Below are 18693 nucleotides of genomic sequence, written 5' to 3'. Positions count from 1 at the left end.
CCATCTCCTGCAAAAACCCACATTCTTTTATTGAGGACGCTGCTTGATCCTTTGCTCCATGCCGGTTTAGAGCATTGGCCAACCACGGTAAGACGGCACTTTTTAGTGCCTGGTGCAGGAGCGGAAAGCGGCGTCGATATGGGAGAGGACCGCACAATCGATCTATCCGGCATCGATGCCTGTTTCCACGCCGATGTCGCCGCGCTTCACCGGAATATGAGCGACCACGGCGTACAGCGTGACGATCCTGTCAGGAGCGTTTTTGGTCTTTTGGGCGATCGATGGTCGACGCTGATCTTGCTGGTCCTGTCACTTGGCACATGGCGCCATGCCGAATTGCGCCGTGTGCTGGGCCGTTTAGGTGCGGAGGAAAGGATTTCGCAGCGCGTGCTGACGCTCAAATTGCGGACGCTCGAACGCGAAGGCATGGTCACCCGACAGGTGATTGACAGCATACCGCCCAAGGTCAACTATGCGCTGTCCCCTCTGGGTCGAGAACTTCATTCGGAAGCGGACCTACTCATCAAATGGGTCAATGCGCGCGAGAGTGCCATCAGGCTGGCGCGCGCCAAGTTCGACCAAATTACAGACTGACGCCGTCAGACCTTGAATTGATTCATGCGATATTCCGCCTCGATCTGATGCCGGTATACCCCTTCCACCGAATCGAGCGGAACCACATTTCCGGTGTTGGCGATCACGACATTGGCGGCGGCAGCCATCCGTTCGACCACCCAGCGGAGCGCGCGGTCGTGATTATTGGTAATGTTCCACTGAACGGTTTCGCGAATGGGCGGAATGTCGAACGGAATTTCGCGGATGACCAACGGAAATTTTCGAACCACCATCTCGGCCATGCGACGATGCATCGTCGCCACGCGCTTGGTGCCGACCACCAGGCCTGGCAAGGAGAGGAACGTCGGCGCCACGATTTCAACGCGGCGCTGCTGCTTCTGGCGGCGCACGAACCAGTCTTCGAACGCAGGCACCCGCGCCTTTCCGAAACGCGGTGAAACATGCCCCAGTTCGAAATAGAGTTGACGCGTCATCGCCCCGGCGAGCGCGGGATTGCGACTGTCACCGACCACTACATAATCATCCTCGAACAATACCTGACTCGGATGATCGGGGGAGATAGCATAATCGATGGTCAATAGGAGGTCGATATAACCGCGCTCGATCGCCTCGACCGGGTTGTCGTGCATCGGCTGGATTTCAAAGCGCATATGGGGCGCGTCTTTTTCAAGATCCACCAATACGCCCGCTAGCAACACTTCGGTGGAATAGTCCGACGCCATCATCCGTATGACGCGGTCGGCCGTAGCCGGATCGAATGGCGGCGCTACCGAAACAGTCGTGCGTATCTGCTCCAGAACGGCGCGCACCGGCTCGATCAATTCTTCCGCCCGCGCGGTCAGGATCATCGCCCTGCCCTTTACCACCAGCAGTTCGTCGCCGAAATAATCGCGTAGACGGCCCAGCGCACTCGACGTGGCCGATTGTGACAGACAGAGCCGGTCGGCGGCAAGGCTGACGCTACGTTCCGTCAGCAGCGCGTCCAGCGCCACCAACAGGTTGAGATCGAGTCGCCCGAAGCGCATTGCCATCCCCCCCGCTCCGCTAAATCGTGGCCTGTGCCATCGTATCGAGAGCGCTGGCGACTAGTGTAGCAAGATTGCCGTCATGTGCAAAACCCGCGCGCTCTGCTGCGGGAGTTTCCAGGGGCGGCTGGGAGGCAAAGGCCGCTTCCAATGCCTGATCCGGCACATAAGTCACGAGTTCCGCAGGAACCGAGCATGCGCGCGCAATCTCACCCACCAGGTCGCCCATGGCGATCCGCTGTGCTGGAAGCGTCACCGCGCGCGTGGGTGGCAGAAGCCTGCTGTCCATCGTCAAAGCATGCGCGAAGTTGGCTGCACAGCGCTGAACCGACTGCACCCATATCGTCCCTGCCGGAGAAACGGGACAAGTAAACGGTTGGCCTGCCTTGAGCGCATGAAAAAGGTCCGACATGAAAGCAGACTTCATGCCGGACGGTCCCTTGGGCCGGGCGACAATCCCCGGCAGGCGCAACGTCACGCCGTCAATCATGCCACGGTTAGAGAACATCGCCACCGCATGTTCCATCATAGCCTTATGTCCACCATAGATCATCTTGGGGGACAATGGCGTCGCATCATCGACATGCGTGGGAAATGGATCGCCGAACACGGCGATGGAACTGGCGTAGACGACCCGCAAGCCCGGCGTGATGGCCGATGCTTCCAATAGAAGATCGTACATGGCGTCGATGTTGATCCGGCGCGATGCATCCGGATCGGCTTCCGCCGCCCCGCCCGGCACTGTTGCCAGATGGATCAGCGCATCGCAGCCCTTAGCTAATGCGCCAGCCCGCACGGAGGCATCGCTGAGGTCGCCGGTAATAACCTGCGCGCCCTCAGGAATGCCGCCCGCTATCGTGTCGATGCCAATGACATGGTGGCCAGATTCAAGCAGTTGCCTGACGAGTTCACGTCCGACAAATCCGCCAGCGCCGGTGACCACTATGTTCATTGTCATCAGTCCTTCAGAAGTTGCCGGAAAAGCGCAGGCCGTAGGTGCGCGGTGCCGAATAATGGCCAACCGCAAGCCCGATGGGCGAAGATTGCGGTGCGAGGTTCCGGCGTTTGTCCTCGATATTGCGGACAAAGCCAGTCAGCGCCCAGCCGCCTTCCGCGTCACGGATCGTCAGCGACGCGTCGCTGGTCCAATAAGCCGGGATATGTTCGAAATCGAGATATTCGAATGCCCCCCACTGGCTGTCGCGCCAGGCGGTATCGATGTTCCCCACCAGTTCAAGACCATTGCCCATTGGCACGACCTGCTCGGCGCCCAGGTTCACCGTCCACTTCGGACTGAACAGCAGCGGATTACCCGAGCAGTTGAAATCCTTGACCGGTGCTCCCCCGGCAGTTCCCCCCGTAAAGGTGAAAGGACATCCGATATTGTCGCGGGGTGCGGCGGTGAAAAGGTGCAGGTCATTATATTTCGTGTCGAGATACTGGACCTTCGCAGTCAACGTCGTCCCGCGCATCGGATTGACCACCAGATCAGCATCAAAACCCTTGATGGTCGATTTGCCTGCATTTTCGCTGGAATTGATAAGCGTACCGGATGTGTCCACCGTGAAATAGGTGATCTGCTGGTCACGATATTTCCAGATGAAGCCTTCAAGGTTCAACTGGACATGGTTGTTGAAGAAACGGTTTTTCGAACCGATGGTATAGGCGGTGATGAACTCGGGCTTGTAGCTCGTCTTGCTCTCGGTCAACTGGAGTCCGCCTGCCCGATAGCCACTTTCAACCGTGGCATAAAGCAGGTTCTGCGGCGACACGTCGAACTCGGCAGACGCTTTCCACGTCACCCGTGAATAGGTTCGGGAATCGACCACGGGATTGTCCGTCTTGAGGATCGTGCCCACGCCGTTGAGAAGCGGAAAGACTTGATAGCCGGCCTGGTCGCTGCTCGCTGGAGAAATCCAGCCATTGGATTTGAGCCAATTGATCGTGTCGGTCGTGTTCAGGAAATTGGGATAGTAGGGCACGTTACCAGGCGTGGCGCAACCGGCCCCGAAAGACGCCGGCGGGGTCAGGTTCGCTGGTGGCAGTCCGCCACAGAAAGTGATGAAGTTGTTGATGCCGCCGTTCATCGCCTTCTTGTCATGGGTATAGCGCGCGCCGCCGATCAGGCGGAATCGGTCCGATACGTTGGCAGTCAGTTGCCCGAACCCGGCATAGCTATCGGTCTTCTGAACATAATTGGAAATCGGCAGAACGAATTCCTGATTATACTCCGTATTCGCCCTGATCTTCTCATTCAGATAAAAGCCACCCACAACATAATCGATCATGCCGACATTGCCTGACAGGCGGGCTTCAAGGCTTTTCTGGCTCACCTTTTCCTTGGTATGTGCCGTGTTGAACGCCGGACCGTAGAACAAGGTGTCATCCTTGCTCCGGCGGTAGGACGGGATCACCGTCAGCTTGCCGATTCCGGTTGTCCAGTTCAGCTCGGCATTCACACCCCAATAGGTGCTGTCCTGCTTCTGCTCGGCATTCATGGGGCTGAGGAAACCAAATGCGGGGGCGCCGATATTTTGCGTCCGGAAGGCATTCGATGCAGGTGTGTTGAAGCCTTCGCTGTTGTTGAGGCCCGATGGGACGAACACATAACCGCCTGCGCCGTCGGGGGCGTAGCTACCGACATAATTGCCGCCAACGCCCTTGCCTCCAACATGCGTATAATCGGCGCCAATGCGCAGCGACAGGTCGCTTGTCGGCTCGAAAAGATATTGCGCACGCAGCGAACCGCGCTTGGCATCGTCCGTGCCGTCGCGGTTGAACCCGTCACGGACGGCATAGGCAGCGCCCAGGCGCAAAGCGCTGTTTTCGCTGACGCTCAGGTTTACGTGCGTGTCGGCACTAATCGCATTGTAGTTGCCGTACGACAGATTGAAGCCCATCGAATCGCGACCGATGACCGGGCGTGCCGGAATGATATTGATCGCGCCGCCGGTGGCATTTCGACCATAAAGAATGCCTTGCGGCCCCTTGAGCACTTCGACACGCTCAAGATCGTAGAAAGCTGCGCCAAAGACGCCGCCGGCGCGGCCAAGAACGACCCCGTCGTAGCTGAGCGTGACGGCTGGATCATTATAGCTGTTGTTGGTGACGTTACCCACCCCGCGAATGAAGACCGATGCGTTGGCACCGCCGTTCGAGGGGACAGACAGTGCTGGCACAGTCTTGGTGATATCGACGGCGTTGGTGATGCCGCGCTGAAGCAGATTATCGCCCGAAACGGCGTCGATCGCGATACCCGCCTTCTGGAGCGATTCCGACTTTCGCTGCGCGGTTACGACGATTTCGGCGATCCCGTCACCGCTGGCAGCATCCGCCTGCGCCTCCTGCGCATGGGCAGGGGCCGAAAAGGCCACAGCGAGAAGCGAAGTTGCGCCCAAAAGTTTGAGATACATATAGTGTCCTCCCCGATTTGTCGTTTTTCTTGATGAGATGAGAGCGCAGATAGGCCTCCCCACGCCAAACATCTCGTCTTTTGTATGGATTGGTTCCTATCCACCATTTGGATTTGTGCGCGTCCCCTTTGTCGTTAGACCGGGGTGCCATGAACAAGGCACATATAAGCAGCATCGGCACCGCTCTCATCGTAGGGGGGGGCATTGGCGGCATGGCAACGGCGATCAGCCTGGCCGAGCGTGGGGTATCGGTTGACCTGATTGACCTCGATCCTGAATGGAGGGTCTATGGTGCCGGGATCACGATCACCGGCCCAACATTGCGCGCATACAAGCATCTTGGCCTACTGGAAGACATCAAGCGCCAGGGCGCGATTACCATCAAGACCCGGCTGTTTCGCTATGATGGCACGCATATGCTCGACCTGGAGGAACCGCCGCTTGAAGAAGGCGTACCTGGCAATGGCGGTATCATGCGGCCTGTCCTTCACCGTATCATGCAGGCCCGCCTGCGCACGCTGCCTGTTGATGTCCGCCTGGGGCTTACCGTAACCTCTCTGGTGAACCGGGACGGTGGGGTTGATGTCCGCTTCTCCGACGACAGCACGAACCGCTACGATCTAGTCGTCGGTGCTGACAGCGTTTATTCGGGCGTCCGCGAGATTGCGTTTCCGCACATGGCCCCGGCACAATCTACAGGTCAGGGCTGCTGGCGCGTTTCGATCCGCAAGCCTCCCACGCTCAACATGACCGAATTTTATCTGGGTCATGCCAATCCGTGCGGCATCACGATCTGTGCGCCGGACATGGTCTATATGTGGTTGCTCACACCGCATATTGAGCGCGAATCTTTCATGTCCGACGAGGAGCTATTTGCCACTTTGAAGGGTTTGCTGGCGGACTATGGAGGCCATATCGGCTGGATTCGCGACAACATGACCCGCGACGATTGGGTCAACTACCGTCCGTTGAATGCAGCTTTGCAACCCAAAGACTGGTTCAATGGGCAGATCGTGCTGGTAGGCGATTCGGTCCATGCGACGACCCCTCATCTGGCGTCGGGCGCTGGCATGGCGGTGGAAAGCGGGATCGTGCTGGCAGAGGAACTGGCCCGCGCAGATGACGTGGCCATTGCGCTCAAATCCTATCAGGAGCGTCGCTTTGAACGGTGCCGCGACGTCATCGAAACCAGTGTCGCCGTGGGCAAGCTGCAACTGGAGCATGGCGACCCGAATATTCACGCCCATATGCTTCAGGACGCCCTCAAGCGGCTCAACGAACCCTATTGAAATCAGTCCTGAGAAGGAACGTGTTCATTCCTATGCAGGCCTCCGCCTGCCCAGCGTAAAAAGGGGACTGTTGGCATTGCGCCAGCAGTCCCCTTTTTCGATCTTTGGCATGGGCGAATTCAGCGCGCCGCTCCCCCTGCAATGATGTCCGCAGTTGCGGTCAGTCGATCAGCGATGGTGCCGCTGCGCGCTATCGCTGCGTGCCGTCCAATAAAGGCCACAGGCCACGGCGAAACCGGCAGCTGCCAGGTAAGCCAGCGTCTCAAAGCTCTGCATTAATCCGCCCATGCGGATCGCTACGAACGTCACGACCAGCGGACTTAGCCACTGGCCGAGCGCAAAGGCCGATTGCCACAGGCCCGTGCCGCGCCCACGCACTTCGAACGGCAGGACATTCATCGCCCACACCAGCAATGTGGGCAGTAACATGCCGGCCCCCAACTGGTTGATGAAACAGCCGACCAGGAACCCGGTGACATGGCCTGTCCGCCCCATCAGCATGAAGCCCACCGCCAGCAAACCAAACTCTATCAGTAGCAGGCGCGAGACGCCGATGCGACTGATCCGCGAATAGATGAACGTGCCCAAGGGCACACCGATGCTGGCCAGCGATGTCAGAAAGCCAATCCGCGCCGCGCTGCTCAGGCCCAGCAGGGCAAGCCCGGACGATGCCTGAATCTGTACAGTATAGAAAAACACCGAGCCATAGATCGTAACCGCCGCGATCCCCGCCATCTTCACCCATGGGAAAGCCGCACCGGCCTGGTGCCCGGATGGCTCCGCTGCATCCGCCCGTGCCGCTTCGCGCGATGGTTCCCACGTATATTTCGCCACTAAGCCGAACATGATGAGAGCCGAACCATAGACCCAGAACAGCGTCCGCCATCCCGCCTCGCCCAACACGCCGCCCAGATTGAAGAAGATGAGGGCAGAAACCGATGCGAAGGCGGTCTGTCCGGCCAGCCAGCGATCACGCGCCGCACCGCGAAAATAATCGCCGATCATCGTGGTCGATAATACGTAGATCAGCGCCTCCGCCACACCCACGCCGATGCGGGAAATCAGGATGTGGGTCAGGTCGGTCAGCACCAAGGGCGCCATCCCGACGGCAGCATATAACAGCAAAGCGGTCAGCAACAGTTGACGCCGCCCAAAGCGATCGCCCAGCATCCCGGCGAACGGACATAATAATGCCACGCATAGCGACGGCATCGTCAACACCATCGGGACGAGATATTCGTGGCCCCTGACGGTGGAAAATTCCGCCATAAGCTGCGGCAGGACCGGTGCGAGCAGAACGACCGCCATAGTCGTCAGCGTAATCGGAAGAAGAAGCGCAATGCCGGTCATCACGCCTGGCTGTTTCATGGCAGTCATCTGTACCTGTTTCTCCCCGCGCGATATGTCTTCCCTATCGCGCGGGGAACCATCTTCCGTCACATCATGCCTGTCCAATCGATAGCAAAGGCGCGGACCTATCTGTCCGATAGATTACAGGCGAGGCCCGCGGTTGTAATGTGCGCGTCAGTCAAATGCCGCCGAGTGCGACATATTTGGTTTCGAGATATTCCTCGATACCAGCTTGCGCGCCCTCACGGCCCAATCCTGACGCCTTAACCCCGCCAAATGGCGCAACCTCGGTCGAAATCAGGCCTTCATTTACGCCGATCATCCCGAACTCCAGTCCTTCGACCACCCGGAAAACACGTCCCAGGTCGCGTGCGCAAACATAGGCCGCAAGGCCAAAGGGCGTGTCGTTCGCCATCTCGATCGCTTCCTCTTCCGTTTCGAAACGAAAGATCGGCGCAACGGGGCCGAACGTCTCATCGCCAAAGATCATGGCTTCGCGCGGTACCTGCGCCAATACGGTCGGCGCAAAGAAATTGCCGCCCAATGGATGACGCTTTCCTCCCGCCACGATTTGCGCGCCCTTGGCCACCGCATCGGCGATATGCTCTTCGAGCTTGGCCAGCGCTGCCTGATCGATCAAAGGACCGATGGCGGTCCCGGCTTCCGTGCCGACGCCGACCTTCAGCGCGCTGGTTGCCTGGGCAAAACGTTTGGAAAAGGCATCGTGGATACCTGCCTGTACCAGGAAGCGATTGGCACCGATGCACGACTGGCCACTGTTGCGATATTTCGCCATCAACGCCGCGCTGACTGCCACGTCGAGATCGGCGTCGTCAAAGATGATGAATGGCGCGTTTCCGCCCAGTTCCATGCTGGTACGCTTGACCGTCGGCGCACATTGTTCAAGCAGCATCGCCCCGATCTGGGTCGATCCCGTGAAAGACAGCTTCCGCACGATGGGGTTAGCGGTCAATTCGCCGCCGATGGCGCTGGCGGCACCCGTGACGATGTTGCACACGCCAGCGGGGAGGCCCGCCCGCTCGGCCAGCACGCCCAGCGCCAATGCGGTCAGCGGTGTCTGGCTGGCCGGTTTGATCACGCCGGTACAACCCGCCGCCCAGCCCGGTCCGGCTTTGCGGGTAATCATCGCCGCTGGAAAATTCCAAGGCGTGATCGCTGCAAAGACCCCGATTGCGACCTTTTGGACAAGGATACGGCGACCGTGCAGATTCTCGGGAATGATCTGGCCGTTGACGCGCTTGGCCTCTTCGGAAAACCATTCGATAAAGCTGGCGGCGTATAATATCTCGCCCCGCGCTTCCGCCAGAGGCTTGCCCTGTTCCGATGTGATGATCAGCGCCAGATCGTCGATATTTTCGATCATCAGGTCGTAGAACCGGCGCAGCGTCACCGACCGTTCCTTGGCCAGCGTACCCCGCCAGGCCGGCAAAGCGCGGGCGGCGGCATCGATTGCGCGCCGCGTTTCATCCGCGCCGCCTTTGGGCACGCGCGCAATCAGTGCGCCCGTCGCAGGATTACGCACGTCGATGGTCTCGCCGCCATCGGCATCGATCCAGTCACCATCGATCAGCATCGCCTGCTTCAGCAGCGAGGTATCCTTGAGCGGCAACAATGTTGGGGTTTCCATGATGCTACGAACCTCAGGCAGGGTTTCGGCCGACGAAGAACAGTGCGTCCTCGTCGCTCGTGGGATTGAGGCCTGCAGCCTCCTGACCGCGACGCAGCGCGACCATGTCGCGTTGATAGACGCGCGCCGTGGGGTGGCGCAGCGGGCCGCCATTATAGCCCTGCAACCAGCCTTCATATTTCCACATCATGCGGTTGATCAAACCGTTGCCTGCCTGCGGCACGCTGGCAAAGGCCTTGCGTGCGGCGTCGATGCGATGAAATTCCGCAGTCGCTTCGTCAAATCGACCCGCCCGGATCATGTCGAACACGCGCGGCAGGACCGGCCCGTAGAAGGATGAGAAATTGGTGCCGCAAAATGGCACGTCGATCAGCTGCGCCAGAGGCGTATATTCATGCTCCATGGGGAAGGAGATCACCACCTCTTCATGGAATGCCCGATGCACCTCGATCGGACCCATGATGTGCGGCATTCCGCCTTCGGCCTTGATCGCCACCACGTTCGGGCAATCATCGACCAGGCGACGCAGCAGGTCCACAGGCATGTCGATCGGGCTGAACCGCCCAAAGCCCCAGGTCGGAATCGGGAACAGCATCACCGCCATATCGACCGCGTCGCAAAACGCCTTGGTGTAGGCGTAAACCTCATCCAGCGACTTGGGATGGAAATAGGGCGGATAGCCGAGCAACACGAGTTCGGCGCCCGCCTTTTGCGCCAGCAGTGCAGCCTCGATATTATCCTCCAGCGTGTTGAACACCGCATGATGAACCACGAAGATGCGACCGGCGGCCTGCTCCACCATGACTTCCACGAACCGACGATATTCGTCGAACGTCATCGCCACTTCCGAACAGGACAGCGTACCGACAAAACCATGCTCGATGGTCTTTTCGACGTCGTGGCGGGCCGCGGCCTCATTCAACGCCTTGAAATCGCCTGTCATCGTCGGGATCACGACATTGGCGACCCCCAACATCTTTTCCCGTGCCCAGGCGCGGGCTTCAGTACGGATATAGCTGGGCATTTATAGTCCTTTCGCGAAAAACGCTTATTTGCTTTTGTCGACGGGCCGGATCGGCGCGGGAATGGTAGTGCCAAGCCCCAGCGCGGTGGCGCGCTCCACGCACATCGCGGCCACGGCGAGATCCTGGATCGCACCACCGACCGATTTGTAGAGCATGACCTGTTCAGCCCCTGTGCGTCCCGGATGGGTGCCCGAAACGACTTCGGTCAGGCTGACGATCTTGTCGGCAAACTGCACGCCCGCCTGAGTGGCGGCGATCATATCCCCGGTGTCGTGCGCGACCTCTTCCACCATGTCCGCCACGATCAGGTCGGCCCGTGCAATCGCTTCAGGATCAAGTTCGCGCTGTTCGGGCAAGGTCGAACCAATCGACACCACCGTCATGCCCGGCCGCAGCCAGCTGCCCAGCATCGTCGGCGTTTCGTCGCGTGACCGCGCCGCGCAGATCACCAGATCGGCGTTGGCAACCGCCGCTTCGGCGCTGTCCGCCATGCCTACGGCAATATTTTTGCCCGCCATGGCGGCGCAAAATGCTGCCCTGCTTGCTTCGCGGGGGCTGAAAACATGCACATCGCCCAGCCCGCCCGACCGGGCCAATGCCTCCAGATGCGTGCGGGCTTCAAAGCCCGAGCCGATGACGGCAACGCGCGGCGCTTTTTCCACGCACAGCTTGCGAGCGGCCAACGCAGATGTCGCCGCCGTCCGCAACCCCGTGACCGATGCCCCATCAATCAGCGCGGTCAGCGCCATGGTTTCACCATCGAATATGGGGATGAGGTAGGACGCCGCGCGCGCCGTCATCGACGCGGCAATCATCTTTGCGCCGAACACCTTCTGGCCCGGCAATATCCCGGTCAGGGTCCGCAGCCACATCCCCTTGCCCCGCGCCATGGACCGGGGCGGGAACATGGCTTCATCCACACCGGCACCATAGGCCACGGCCAGCGCTTCGACGGCAGACGCCCAGTCGAAGGCGGCGCAGACGTCGTCATCGCTCAATAAAAGGGTTTCGAGCAAGGCATCCTCCGCGTCCGAGACTCAGCGTGCCGGACAGTCCGGCTGCTTCATTGGCTGGTCTATTGGAGCAATTGACATGCGTCAATAATCGAATTGATTAGATTTTATATTTTGTGGCGATATGATAATCGGACCCCAAGGAGGACGCTTTGCCAGAACAAGAGAGTGATCTCACACGCCTTCGCCTGCTGGTCGATCAGGCGGTCGAGCGCGGTGAAGAGCGTCTATCGCCCGAACCCCGGCTCAGCGAGGAATTGGGTGTATCGCGCGGTCGGCTCAGAACGCTGCTCAAGAAGCTGGAAAGCGAGGGCATGATCTGGCGCCATGTTGGCAAGGGCACATTTGTTGGCCCCCGCAAGCTGACTGAAACAGCAACGGTCGGTACATCCTACAGTGTCGATGCCATATTGGAGGCGCGTCTCGCGCTTGAACCGCAACTCGCCAGGCAAGCCGCCATGCACTGCACCGCCGACGATATCGCAACGATGCAGGCATGCCTTGAGGAGATGGAACGCGCACCATCCATGCTGCATTGGAAGCGGCTGGACGAACGCCTCCATCGTTCGATCGCTCAGGCGACGCATAACCCTTTGCTGCTGACCCTTTACGATACGTTGCGCAGCCACATGAAGCATACGCTGGACCGCCGTATCGATCAGGTGTTCGGCTCAGCGCCCAGCCCCAAGGCCGATACCGAAGCTGAACATGTCGCGATGGTCAAAACGATCAGCAGCCATGATCCAGCGGGCGCCGAAACCATCATGCGCGACCATCTGCGCTCCGTGCGAGACAGGCTGTTCGGCCTGCGCTGAGTACCGCGCAAGCGTTGGGGCGTACTTACCAGGCCGTCGCCCCGCCATCGATGCAAATATCCGCGCCTGTGACAAAGCGGGATTCGGCGGATGCAAGCCAGGTTGCGCACCATGCGATATCGTCTGGTTCACCCAATTGCTTCAACATGGAGCGCCGCAACGCGGCCTCCCTGATTTCCGGCACCGCTGCCATATGCTTGCGCGTCTGCTGGGTCAGGATCATGCCCGGCGAGATCGTGTTGGCGCGAATGCCATGTGCAGCGCCTTCCATCGCGAGTTGCCGCGTCATCGCCAACACGCCGCCCTTGCCCGCGCAATGGGCGAGCGCAGCCGACCCCTCCAGCGTCATATGAGCATTGGCGGACGCGAAGTTGATGATCGATGCGCTGCCGCTCTGTTTCAGCCACGGCCATGCCGCGCGCGTCACCAGGAACACGATGTCCAGCTCCCCGCTGAGCGTGCGTTGCCAGTCCGCGTAGCTCATCTCTTCGATCCAGTTGAACAAGGAGATGGCGGCCGCAGGCATCAGAATGTCGATGCGGCCATGCTCGCGCCCGATCTGCTCCACCATGGCGTTCGTGCCGGCTTCGTCAAGCAAGTCGCACTGGCGGGTCAGCAGGGTGCCATTGGCCTGCGCGGCGGTTTCCGCCAGCGCATCGAGGTCGCGATCGATCGCGATGACGGTGGCGCCCTGCGCAGCGAACATCAGTGCGCAGCCTTGGCCAATGCCCGCACCGGCGCCGGTAACAACCGCAACCCTTCCGCTCAGACGCTGTTGGCCCTGTGCCATATCCGTATCATTTACGACCACGTTGCTTACCTTTCGTACCTTTAAGGTCCGGGTTATGCTGACTGAGATAAGCACCCAGCGCCGCGAGCTGCGCGCCGTCAATCTCGGTTTTGCGATACGGTGCCATCACGGAAACGCCATTGCGTACGAAATATGCCACGGTGTCGGGCGTAAGATCGGTTCGTTCGGTCAGGAGCGCGGGCATTTCCCCTTTATATTTGACGCGCAGCGCATCCGTGCCCGTGCGGAATTGTGCGCCCGGATTGCCAATACCCGCTCCATGGCAGGAACTGCAATGGGCCTCGAAAACCCGACGCCCCTGTTCAATCGTCGCGTCGCCACCCTTTTTGGGCGCATCGGCCAAGGCGGTGGTGCTGGCGGCAACGGCCAGCGTAAAAAACAACCGCTTCATCATTTTGCTCCCCGCATCGCTTTGGGCCAGAATCCGCCGCGCCCCGGCGCGATGATGCCCTTGGGATCAACCGCGTCTTTCAAGGTTTCACAGAAACGGCGCAGCATATTATTGTTGAAATCATAGGTTTCCATCACCTGATCCTGGAACATGGGCGGCGTCCGATATTCGCCATAACCATGGGTCGCACCTACAGCGATGAGCTTGCTCATCGTATCACGCGAAAGCTTGTTGACGGCCGGATCAGCGCGCGACGTGGGCAGGCCGGTCGCCAGAACGAAATTGCGCTCAATCCAGGTGAAGGGTGCCGTAAAGGGACCATAGGAATATGGGAAATCCACATTCATGCTGGCCATCGCATCGGTGAAAATCCGTTGCGCCTCCATGACCGCTTCACCGGATCGCTCGACCAGCGGCGAAAACAGCAAATGCCCATCTGCCGGTTCGGGATTGATCTGGGACCGCGCCGAAAGCGCAAAGGCGTTCATGTTCGGAATGCCGACCAGGACCTTGTGCTTCACCGCTTCCTGCTCGACGAGACTGAGCGGGAAATGCAGCAGTTCGATGTCTTCAAATCGCGCGCCGGGTATCGCCTTTTGGAAACAGGACTTGGCATAGTCCCAACTGGCTCGGATCACCGGTTCCGGGCCATAAAAGCTCAGGTTCAATCCCCAGGGCGCAACGCCTTTATCCGCAGAATAGCGGTCGATCGCATTGCCATTCCACACGTCCTTTGATTTGCCGAGCGCGCGCAGTTCCGGATCCTGGAACTGATGAATGAACATGGGCGAATCATAAAGCGGCATGCCGATCAGGCCAATATCCTCCAGCCGATTGGCGATCTCCACCATTGCAATGAAGTCGTTGCGACGCGGTGCGACTATGCGCCCCTGAAGATAGGCATCGGGTTGCGGCATCAACTGGATGCCCATGCGTGTGACGATGCCAAAACCGGCCTGGGCGAACAGCCCATCGACCGAAGGCCCGAACCCGTAGCGAAATGCAGCAGAGGTTTTCGCCTTTGGCATGGCGCCCATGCCGGTACGCATCACTTCTCCATTGGGCAGCACTACTTCCAGGCCCGCATGCGCGTTGAAATGATCGCGATAGCCGGCCATCGTATGACCCACGCCATGATCGAGCGCATTGCCGACCACACTGCCCCAGCCCGGATCGGGCACATCGACCCAGACATTCAGCTTATGGTCCTGAATATATTGGTAAAGGTCGAAATAGGATACGCCCGGCTCGACAATCGCGAAATTGCGTTTGTCGTCCACCTCGATGATCCGGTTCATACGCTTCAGATCAACGACGACGCTGCCTGACAGATTGGGCGCGGAACCGCCATAACCCAGATTTTTTCCGGTCGAAATCGGGTAGAGCGGAATGCCAAGTTGATTGGCGACACGGACGACCGCCTGCACTTCCTCCACATTTTGCGGGGCCACCGCTGCGGAAATCAGGCGCTCCTCGGCTTCTCCCCAAACCGGGGAATAGGCGTCACGATAGAGGCCCACGTCCTCATCGGACGTAAATAGCCAAGCCGCGCCTACGGCGGCACGAAAACCGGCCAGCGCAGATTCCCATTGGGCTGCTGTGACATTGGGGGGCATTGTCATGGCTAATTCCTAGATCAGGCGCGAGCGAGCGGGGCGATAACCCAGCTGGTTAAAGGTGCGGTGGCTTGACTGGAGGCACCGGAGAGTGGCGCCGCGTTGGTAGCGTCACCCCAATAGGCTCCACTGGCTACGAGAATGTCGAACGCGGCCCTGCCAAAGCCGTCGCCATCAGCCATCAACTTGTTGAGCATCACATCGGATATCGGCGCTGCGGAGATATGACGCCAGCGGCCCTCCGAGTCGCGAGCATGGTCGATGCGAAACATCACGCGCATACCCCGGTCCCAAGCCATCCGCTCCAGACAGAATAGGGCTGTAGGACAGGTCAGGCCGGCAAAAGACTGGCCTTTGCCGCCTATGCCGGGATCCAACACACGCCGCCACAGAGGCGTTGCGTCACCGCATATTTCGTGGATCTGCGCACCTGCGCTGCGCGCGCGGCCAGCAAAGCCAGCAGCTTGCGAATGGGTGCGATCCAACAAAAATCTATCCAGATGGGTTGGCGCAGGCGTAAACCCAGACGCGGCCTGAGAAGTCATGCCTCCCGCTGTTGCCGCCGCCATTGCTATCATGAAATCACGACGCGTAGCCATTGCCCTCTCCGTATTTATGAGTATGCTCATTTATGTATCGAACCGAACACTCATCGTCAAGATGGGGGTCGTAATGGATAGGAAGATGGATGAGATATGTTCGAACAATGGCGCTGGCCCTCATGGCAGCAGCCGGATTTGTAACCTCCCATGACGCTTCAGCGGCTTCTGGAGACAAGATTTTCGCTCAGCGGTGCGCCGTATGCCACGCCGTCGCAGGCAAAGGGGGGAAAGTTGGACCAGACCTGACGGGCGTAGTGGGCCGCAAGGCGGCTGGGACGACTTACCCTTATTCGCCCGCCCTTCGTAAATTGACGATCAAGTGGAATCCTACCACCTTGGACGCTTTTCTGGCGGCACCGGCAAAAGTTGCTCCTGGAACACGGATGGTCGTCTCGGTTTCAAAAGCGGAAGACCGGGCCGCCTTGATCAGCTATCTGACGGCTCCGGGAAAATAGCAGGATGAACAATGGCGGATGGATCGAGCCTCAAACCGATCGGGCGGCGCGAGCACAACAAGCAGGAGAAACGCCGCCGTATCATCCTGGCTGCCCGCGCATTATTTCACGAGCAGGGGTTCGAAGCGACCACGATTGCGCAGATCGCAAAACGGGCGCGAATCGCTGAAGGCACGTTGTTTCTATATGTCAGCAGAAAAGAGGATCTGCTGATCCTGGCATTTACCGACGAGATGCGAGAGGTTGCTTCCGACGCTTTCGAGGCGATCGATCCCACGGCGCATTTCATCGATCAGATGATAGTCTTTTTCGGCTATATCCTTGCCTATCATGATGCGGACGTCGTGCTGGCAAAGGCGTTTTTGCGCGAAGTAGGTTTTCTGCGCGACCCACAGCGAGACTATGGATTCAGTGAGATTCCGCTGATGATCAACCTTGCCATCATCGCCGATCGGGCAAAAGCGAGAGGCGACATTGCCAACGAATTCTCATCCGATGACATAGCCGCGCTTGCCTTCTCAGCCTACTGGCACTGCCTGCGCGACTGGGCGAACGATGCGGTCGATATAGAGATGTTTCACGAACGTCTCCGTCGTTTGCTAACGATGCATGTTCGCGGTCTGGCTGCATGCCGCCATGAACTCGGATAAGAACGCAGGCCCCAGGCAGCGCGCGTGCCGATCACCGATTCTCAGACACGCTATCTGCCCACGCTGCGCTGCTCAGGAACTGGGGGCAACCGGGCCGGGCTGAAGCGTCGATGCCGGGATAAGGGCGAAGTCCCATTCGACAGCCCATCCTTGCTGGTCCACAGCCGGTTCGATCCGCGCAACCAGCGAATCCTTTACGCCGAACACCGCATCTTCCGTCAGATAGGGGCAGTCGGGATCGAAGATGTGGGTGATGACCGGATCGAAACCCGGTGACGTCACGATGAAATGGATGTGCGCCGCGCGGTTGGGATGCCGTCCCAACTGGGCCAGCAGCTTGCCGACCGGACCATCGTCAGGGATCGGATAATAGCGGGGCCGCGCCGTTACGAACGCATAACGGCCATCGGCATCAGCGCGGAACCGACCGCGAAAATTCCATTTCGGCTGACATTCGGGCTGCTGGACGTCATAATATCCGGCATCGTTGGTCTGCCAGACATCCAGCAGCGCGCCCGGCAATGGATGGCCCTCGACGTCCGCGACACGCCCCTGCACGCGCATCGGATCCCCTTTGCCGTCCAGCCTGATGTCGGTGCCATTGGGATATTCCGGCGCGCCTTCGACATGGAACGGACCCAGCACCGTGTTTTCCGTGGCGCCCTGTGGCCGGCGATGGTTGATCGCTTCCACCAGCATGGAAACGCCCAGCACGTCGGACAGAAGAATGAACTCCTGCCGCCAGTCACTGCACATCTGCCCGGTGTCAGTCAGGAACTGGATAGCCGCGGCCCATTCCTCACGGCTGAGGTCGCACTCCTTCACCACCTCATGCAGATGTCGAACCACCGTCGCCATCACCGCGCGCATGCGGGGCGATACGGCGTCCCCCATTCGGGCGTTGACCGCCTCGACCGATTTTTCTTCGGAAAACAGCGGATATTCGGTCATGACATGATCTCCGGCCGTTGCCCCGACCAGGCATTGCGCAACAGCGCGCGCAGGGGTGCCCGTTCGATCGGGCGCGGATTCCAGTAGGGGTTGGCAAGCGCGATTTCGATCGCAGGTTCAATATCCTGTTCGGCCATGCCGATATCGCGCAGGGCGGTTGGCGCGCCGATGTCGGCTGCCAGATCGAACAGTCCCTGCGCTGCTGATCGCGAACCCAGCGCTTCGGCGATGGCCCGGTCTGCCTGTGGTGCAGCGGGCGCATTATAGGCCATGGCGTGCGGCAGGACGGCGGCATGGGTCGGTGCATGGGGCAGGCCGAAGGAGCCGCCGAGCGTGTGACATAATTTGTGATGCAGCGCCATCCCGACGGAACCCAGGCACATCCCGCAAAGCCACGACGCATAGAGGGCATCGGAACGGGCTGCGACATCGCCCGGTGCCCGCGCGATCACACGCAAAGCGCCGGCCATTTTCGCAATCCCCTCCCGCGCAAACAGGGCGGTCACGGGATTGGCATCGCGCGCATACAGCGCTTCGACGGCGTGGGCGATGGCGTTGAGACCACTGACGGCGGCAATCGAGGCGGGCAGTCCGATCGTCAAATCGACATCATATAGCACCATCGCCGGACGCAGGCGGTCGTCGGACATGGTGGTTTTCAAACCATTTTCCGTCTCGCCCGATATCGGCGTCATTTCCGATCCGGCATAGGTCGTCGGCACGGCGATCTGGGGCAGGTGAAGACGGCGCGCAATCGCCTTGCCAAGGCCGATGGTCGACCCGCCACCAATGGCCAACAAGCCGTCCACCGACAGGCTTTGCGCCCGCGCAACAGCCGCCAAGGTCGCATCGACCGGCGTATGCATCGCTGCATGCGGGTGGATCGCCGCGACCCGCGACCCCAAAATGTCCCCGACGCGAACGCCCAAGGCTGCCTGGCCCGGCGTGGTCAGCACGAGCAAGCGCTCCAGCCCTGCCAGTTCGACCTCGGCAGACAGGCGATCCAGCGTACCCACGCCAAAAACGACACGGGCAGCATGCGTCAGGTGGACGAATGGCACGC

At 59.7% G+C, this 18693-nt stretch carries 18 protein-coding genes; 5 read left to right on the top strand and 13 right to left on the bottom strand.

The window, feature by feature from the left end:
- The first annotated feature begins 30 nt into the window (after positions 1-30).
- On the top strand, positions 31-594 hold the full coding sequence (locus WA070_RS15400) for a winged helix-turn-helix transcriptional regulator (protein WP_422634798.1): 564 nt from the start codon (positions 31-33) through the stop codon (positions 592-594).
- A gap of 5 nt (positions 595-599) precedes the next feature.
- On the opposite strand, the gene WA070_RS15395 is transcribed toward WA070_RS15400, so the two are convergent.
- Genes WA070_RS15395 through WA070_RS15385 form a run of 3 tightly spaced genes read right to left on the bottom strand, consistent with a single transcriptional unit; the run spans position 600 to position 5014 of the window.
- Complete coding sequence (locus WA070_RS15395; protein WP_422634797.1) at positions 600-1607, bottom strand: LysR family transcriptional regulator; 1008 nt, start codon at positions 1605-1607, stop codon at positions 600-602.
- Positions 1608-1620: 13 nt separating this feature from the next.
- Positions 1621-2553, bottom strand: a complete 933-nt coding sequence (locus tag WA070_RS15390) for an NAD-dependent epimerase/dehydratase family protein (RefSeq protein ID WP_422634796.1) — start codon at positions 2551-2553, stop codon at positions 1621-1623.
- 13 nt (positions 2554-2566) lie between these two features.
- Positions 2567-5014 carry a TonB-dependent receptor gene (locus tag WA070_RS15385; protein WP_422634795.1) on the bottom strand — a complete coding sequence of 816 codons (2448 nt, stop codon included), beginning with the start codon at positions 5012-5014 and terminating at the stop codon, positions 2567-2569.
- A 149-nt stretch (positions 5015-5163) separates the two neighbouring features.
- Here WA070_RS15385 and WA070_RS15380 point away from each other — a divergent pair, with 149 nt between their 5' ends.
- Positions 5164-6303: an FAD-dependent monooxygenase gene (locus WA070_RS15380; RefSeq protein WP_422634794.1), complete on the top strand. Its 1140-nt coding sequence runs from the start codon at positions 5164-5166 to the stop codon at positions 6301-6303.
- 168 nt (positions 6304-6471) lie between these two features.
- Here the strand turns inward: WA070_RS15380 and WA070_RS15375 are convergent, their stop codons facing one another.
- The 4 genes from WA070_RS15375 to WA070_RS15360 form a co-directional block, all read right to left on the bottom strand.
- Entirely contained in the window at positions 6472-7680 is a 1209-nt protein-coding gene (locus WA070_RS15375; protein WP_422634793.1) for an MFS transporter, read from the bottom strand.
- 151 nt (positions 7681-7831) lie between these two features.
- The gene (locus WA070_RS15370; RefSeq protein ID WP_422634792.1) at positions 7832-9301 is read right to left on the bottom strand and encodes an NAD-dependent succinate-semialdehyde dehydrogenase; all 1470 of its coding nucleotides are present in this window, start codon (positions 9299-9301) and stop codon (positions 7832-7834) included.
- A gap of 13 nt (positions 9302-9314) precedes the next feature.
- Positions 9315-10325 (bottom strand): dihydrodipicolinate synthase family protein, encoded by a 1011-nt coding sequence (locus tag WA070_RS15365; protein ID WP_422634791.1) that lies wholly within the window; start codon positions 10323-10325, stop codon positions 9315-9317.
- Positions 10326-10349: 24 nt separating this feature from the next.
- Entirely contained in the window at positions 10350-11324 is a 975-nt protein-coding gene (locus tag WA070_RS15360; RefSeq protein WP_422634790.1) for an ornithine cyclodeaminase family protein, read from the bottom strand.
- Positions 11325-11491: 167 nt separating this feature from the next.
- Between WA070_RS15360 and WA070_RS15355 the strand changes: the two genes are divergently transcribed.
- Complete coding sequence (locus WA070_RS15355; protein ID WP_422634789.1) at positions 11492-12154, top strand: FadR/GntR family transcriptional regulator; 663 nt, start codon at positions 11492-11494, stop codon at positions 12152-12154.
- A gap of 25 nt (positions 12155-12179) precedes the next feature.
- Here WA070_RS15355 and WA070_RS15350 read toward each other — a convergent pair whose 3' ends face one another.
- From WA070_RS15350 to WA070_RS15335, 4 genes are read right to left on the bottom strand one after another with little or no spacing between them, the layout of a single operon-like run.
- A complete protein-coding gene (locus WA070_RS15350) occupies positions 12180-12944 on the bottom strand; it encodes an SDR family NAD(P)-dependent oxidoreductase (RefSeq protein ID WP_422634788.1) in 765 nt (254 codons plus the stop codon).
- 7 nt (positions 12945-12951) lie between these two features.
- Positions 12952-13359, bottom strand: a complete 408-nt coding sequence (locus tag WA070_RS15345; RefSeq protein ID WP_422634787.1) for a c-type cytochrome — start codon at positions 13357-13359, stop codon at positions 12952-12954.
- Positions 13356-14978, bottom strand: coding sequence for an FAD-binding oxidoreductase (locus tag WA070_RS15340; RefSeq protein ID WP_422634786.1), 1623 nt, complete (start codon positions 14976-14978; stop codon positions 13356-13358). The genes WA070_RS15345 and WA070_RS15340 overlap by 4 nt, the downstream gene beginning before the upstream one ends.
- Before the next feature lie 14 nt (positions 14979-14992).
- Positions 14993-15460 carry a hypothetical protein gene (locus WA070_RS15335; protein WP_422634785.1) on the bottom strand — a complete coding sequence of 156 codons (468 nt, stop codon included), beginning with the start codon at positions 15458-15460 and terminating at the stop codon, positions 14993-14995.
- 218 nt (positions 15461-15678) lie between these two features.
- On the opposite strand from WA070_RS15335, the gene WA070_RS15330 reads away from it, so the two are divergent.
- Both WA070_RS15330 and WA070_RS15325 read left to right on the top strand, forming a co-directional pair.
- Positions 15679-16029, top strand: coding sequence for a c-type cytochrome (locus WA070_RS15330; protein ID WP_422634784.1), 351 nt, complete (start codon positions 15679-15681; stop codon positions 16027-16029).
- Positions 16030-16040: 11 nt separating this feature from the next.
- Positions 16041-16679: a TetR/AcrR family transcriptional regulator gene (locus WA070_RS15325; RefSeq protein ID WP_422634783.1), complete on the top strand. Its 639-nt coding sequence runs from the start codon at positions 16041-16043 to the stop codon at positions 16677-16679.
- Between the two features lie 72 nt (positions 16680-16751).
- Here WA070_RS15325 and WA070_RS15320 read toward each other — a convergent pair whose 3' ends face one another.
- A complete protein-coding gene (locus tag WA070_RS15320) occupies positions 16752-17630 on the bottom strand; it encodes an intradiol ring-cleavage dioxygenase (RefSeq protein WP_422634782.1) in 879 nt (292 codons plus the stop codon).
- Positions 17627-18691, bottom strand: a complete 1065-nt coding sequence (locus WA070_RS15315) for a maleylacetate reductase (protein ID WP_422634918.1) — start codon at positions 18689-18691, stop codon at positions 17627-17629. Before WA070_RS15315 ends, WA070_RS15320 begins: the two co-directional genes overlap by 4 nt.
- Positions 18692-18693 lie beyond the last annotated feature (2 nt).

Source organism: Sphingobium sp. (assembly GCF_049304695.1).
Taxonomy (GTDB): Bacteria; Pseudomonadota; Alphaproteobacteria; order Sphingomonadales; family Sphingomonadaceae; genus Sphingobium.
Note: the sequence above shows the minus strand (reverse complement) of the source record. Positions and strands in the feature narration are given on the sequence as shown.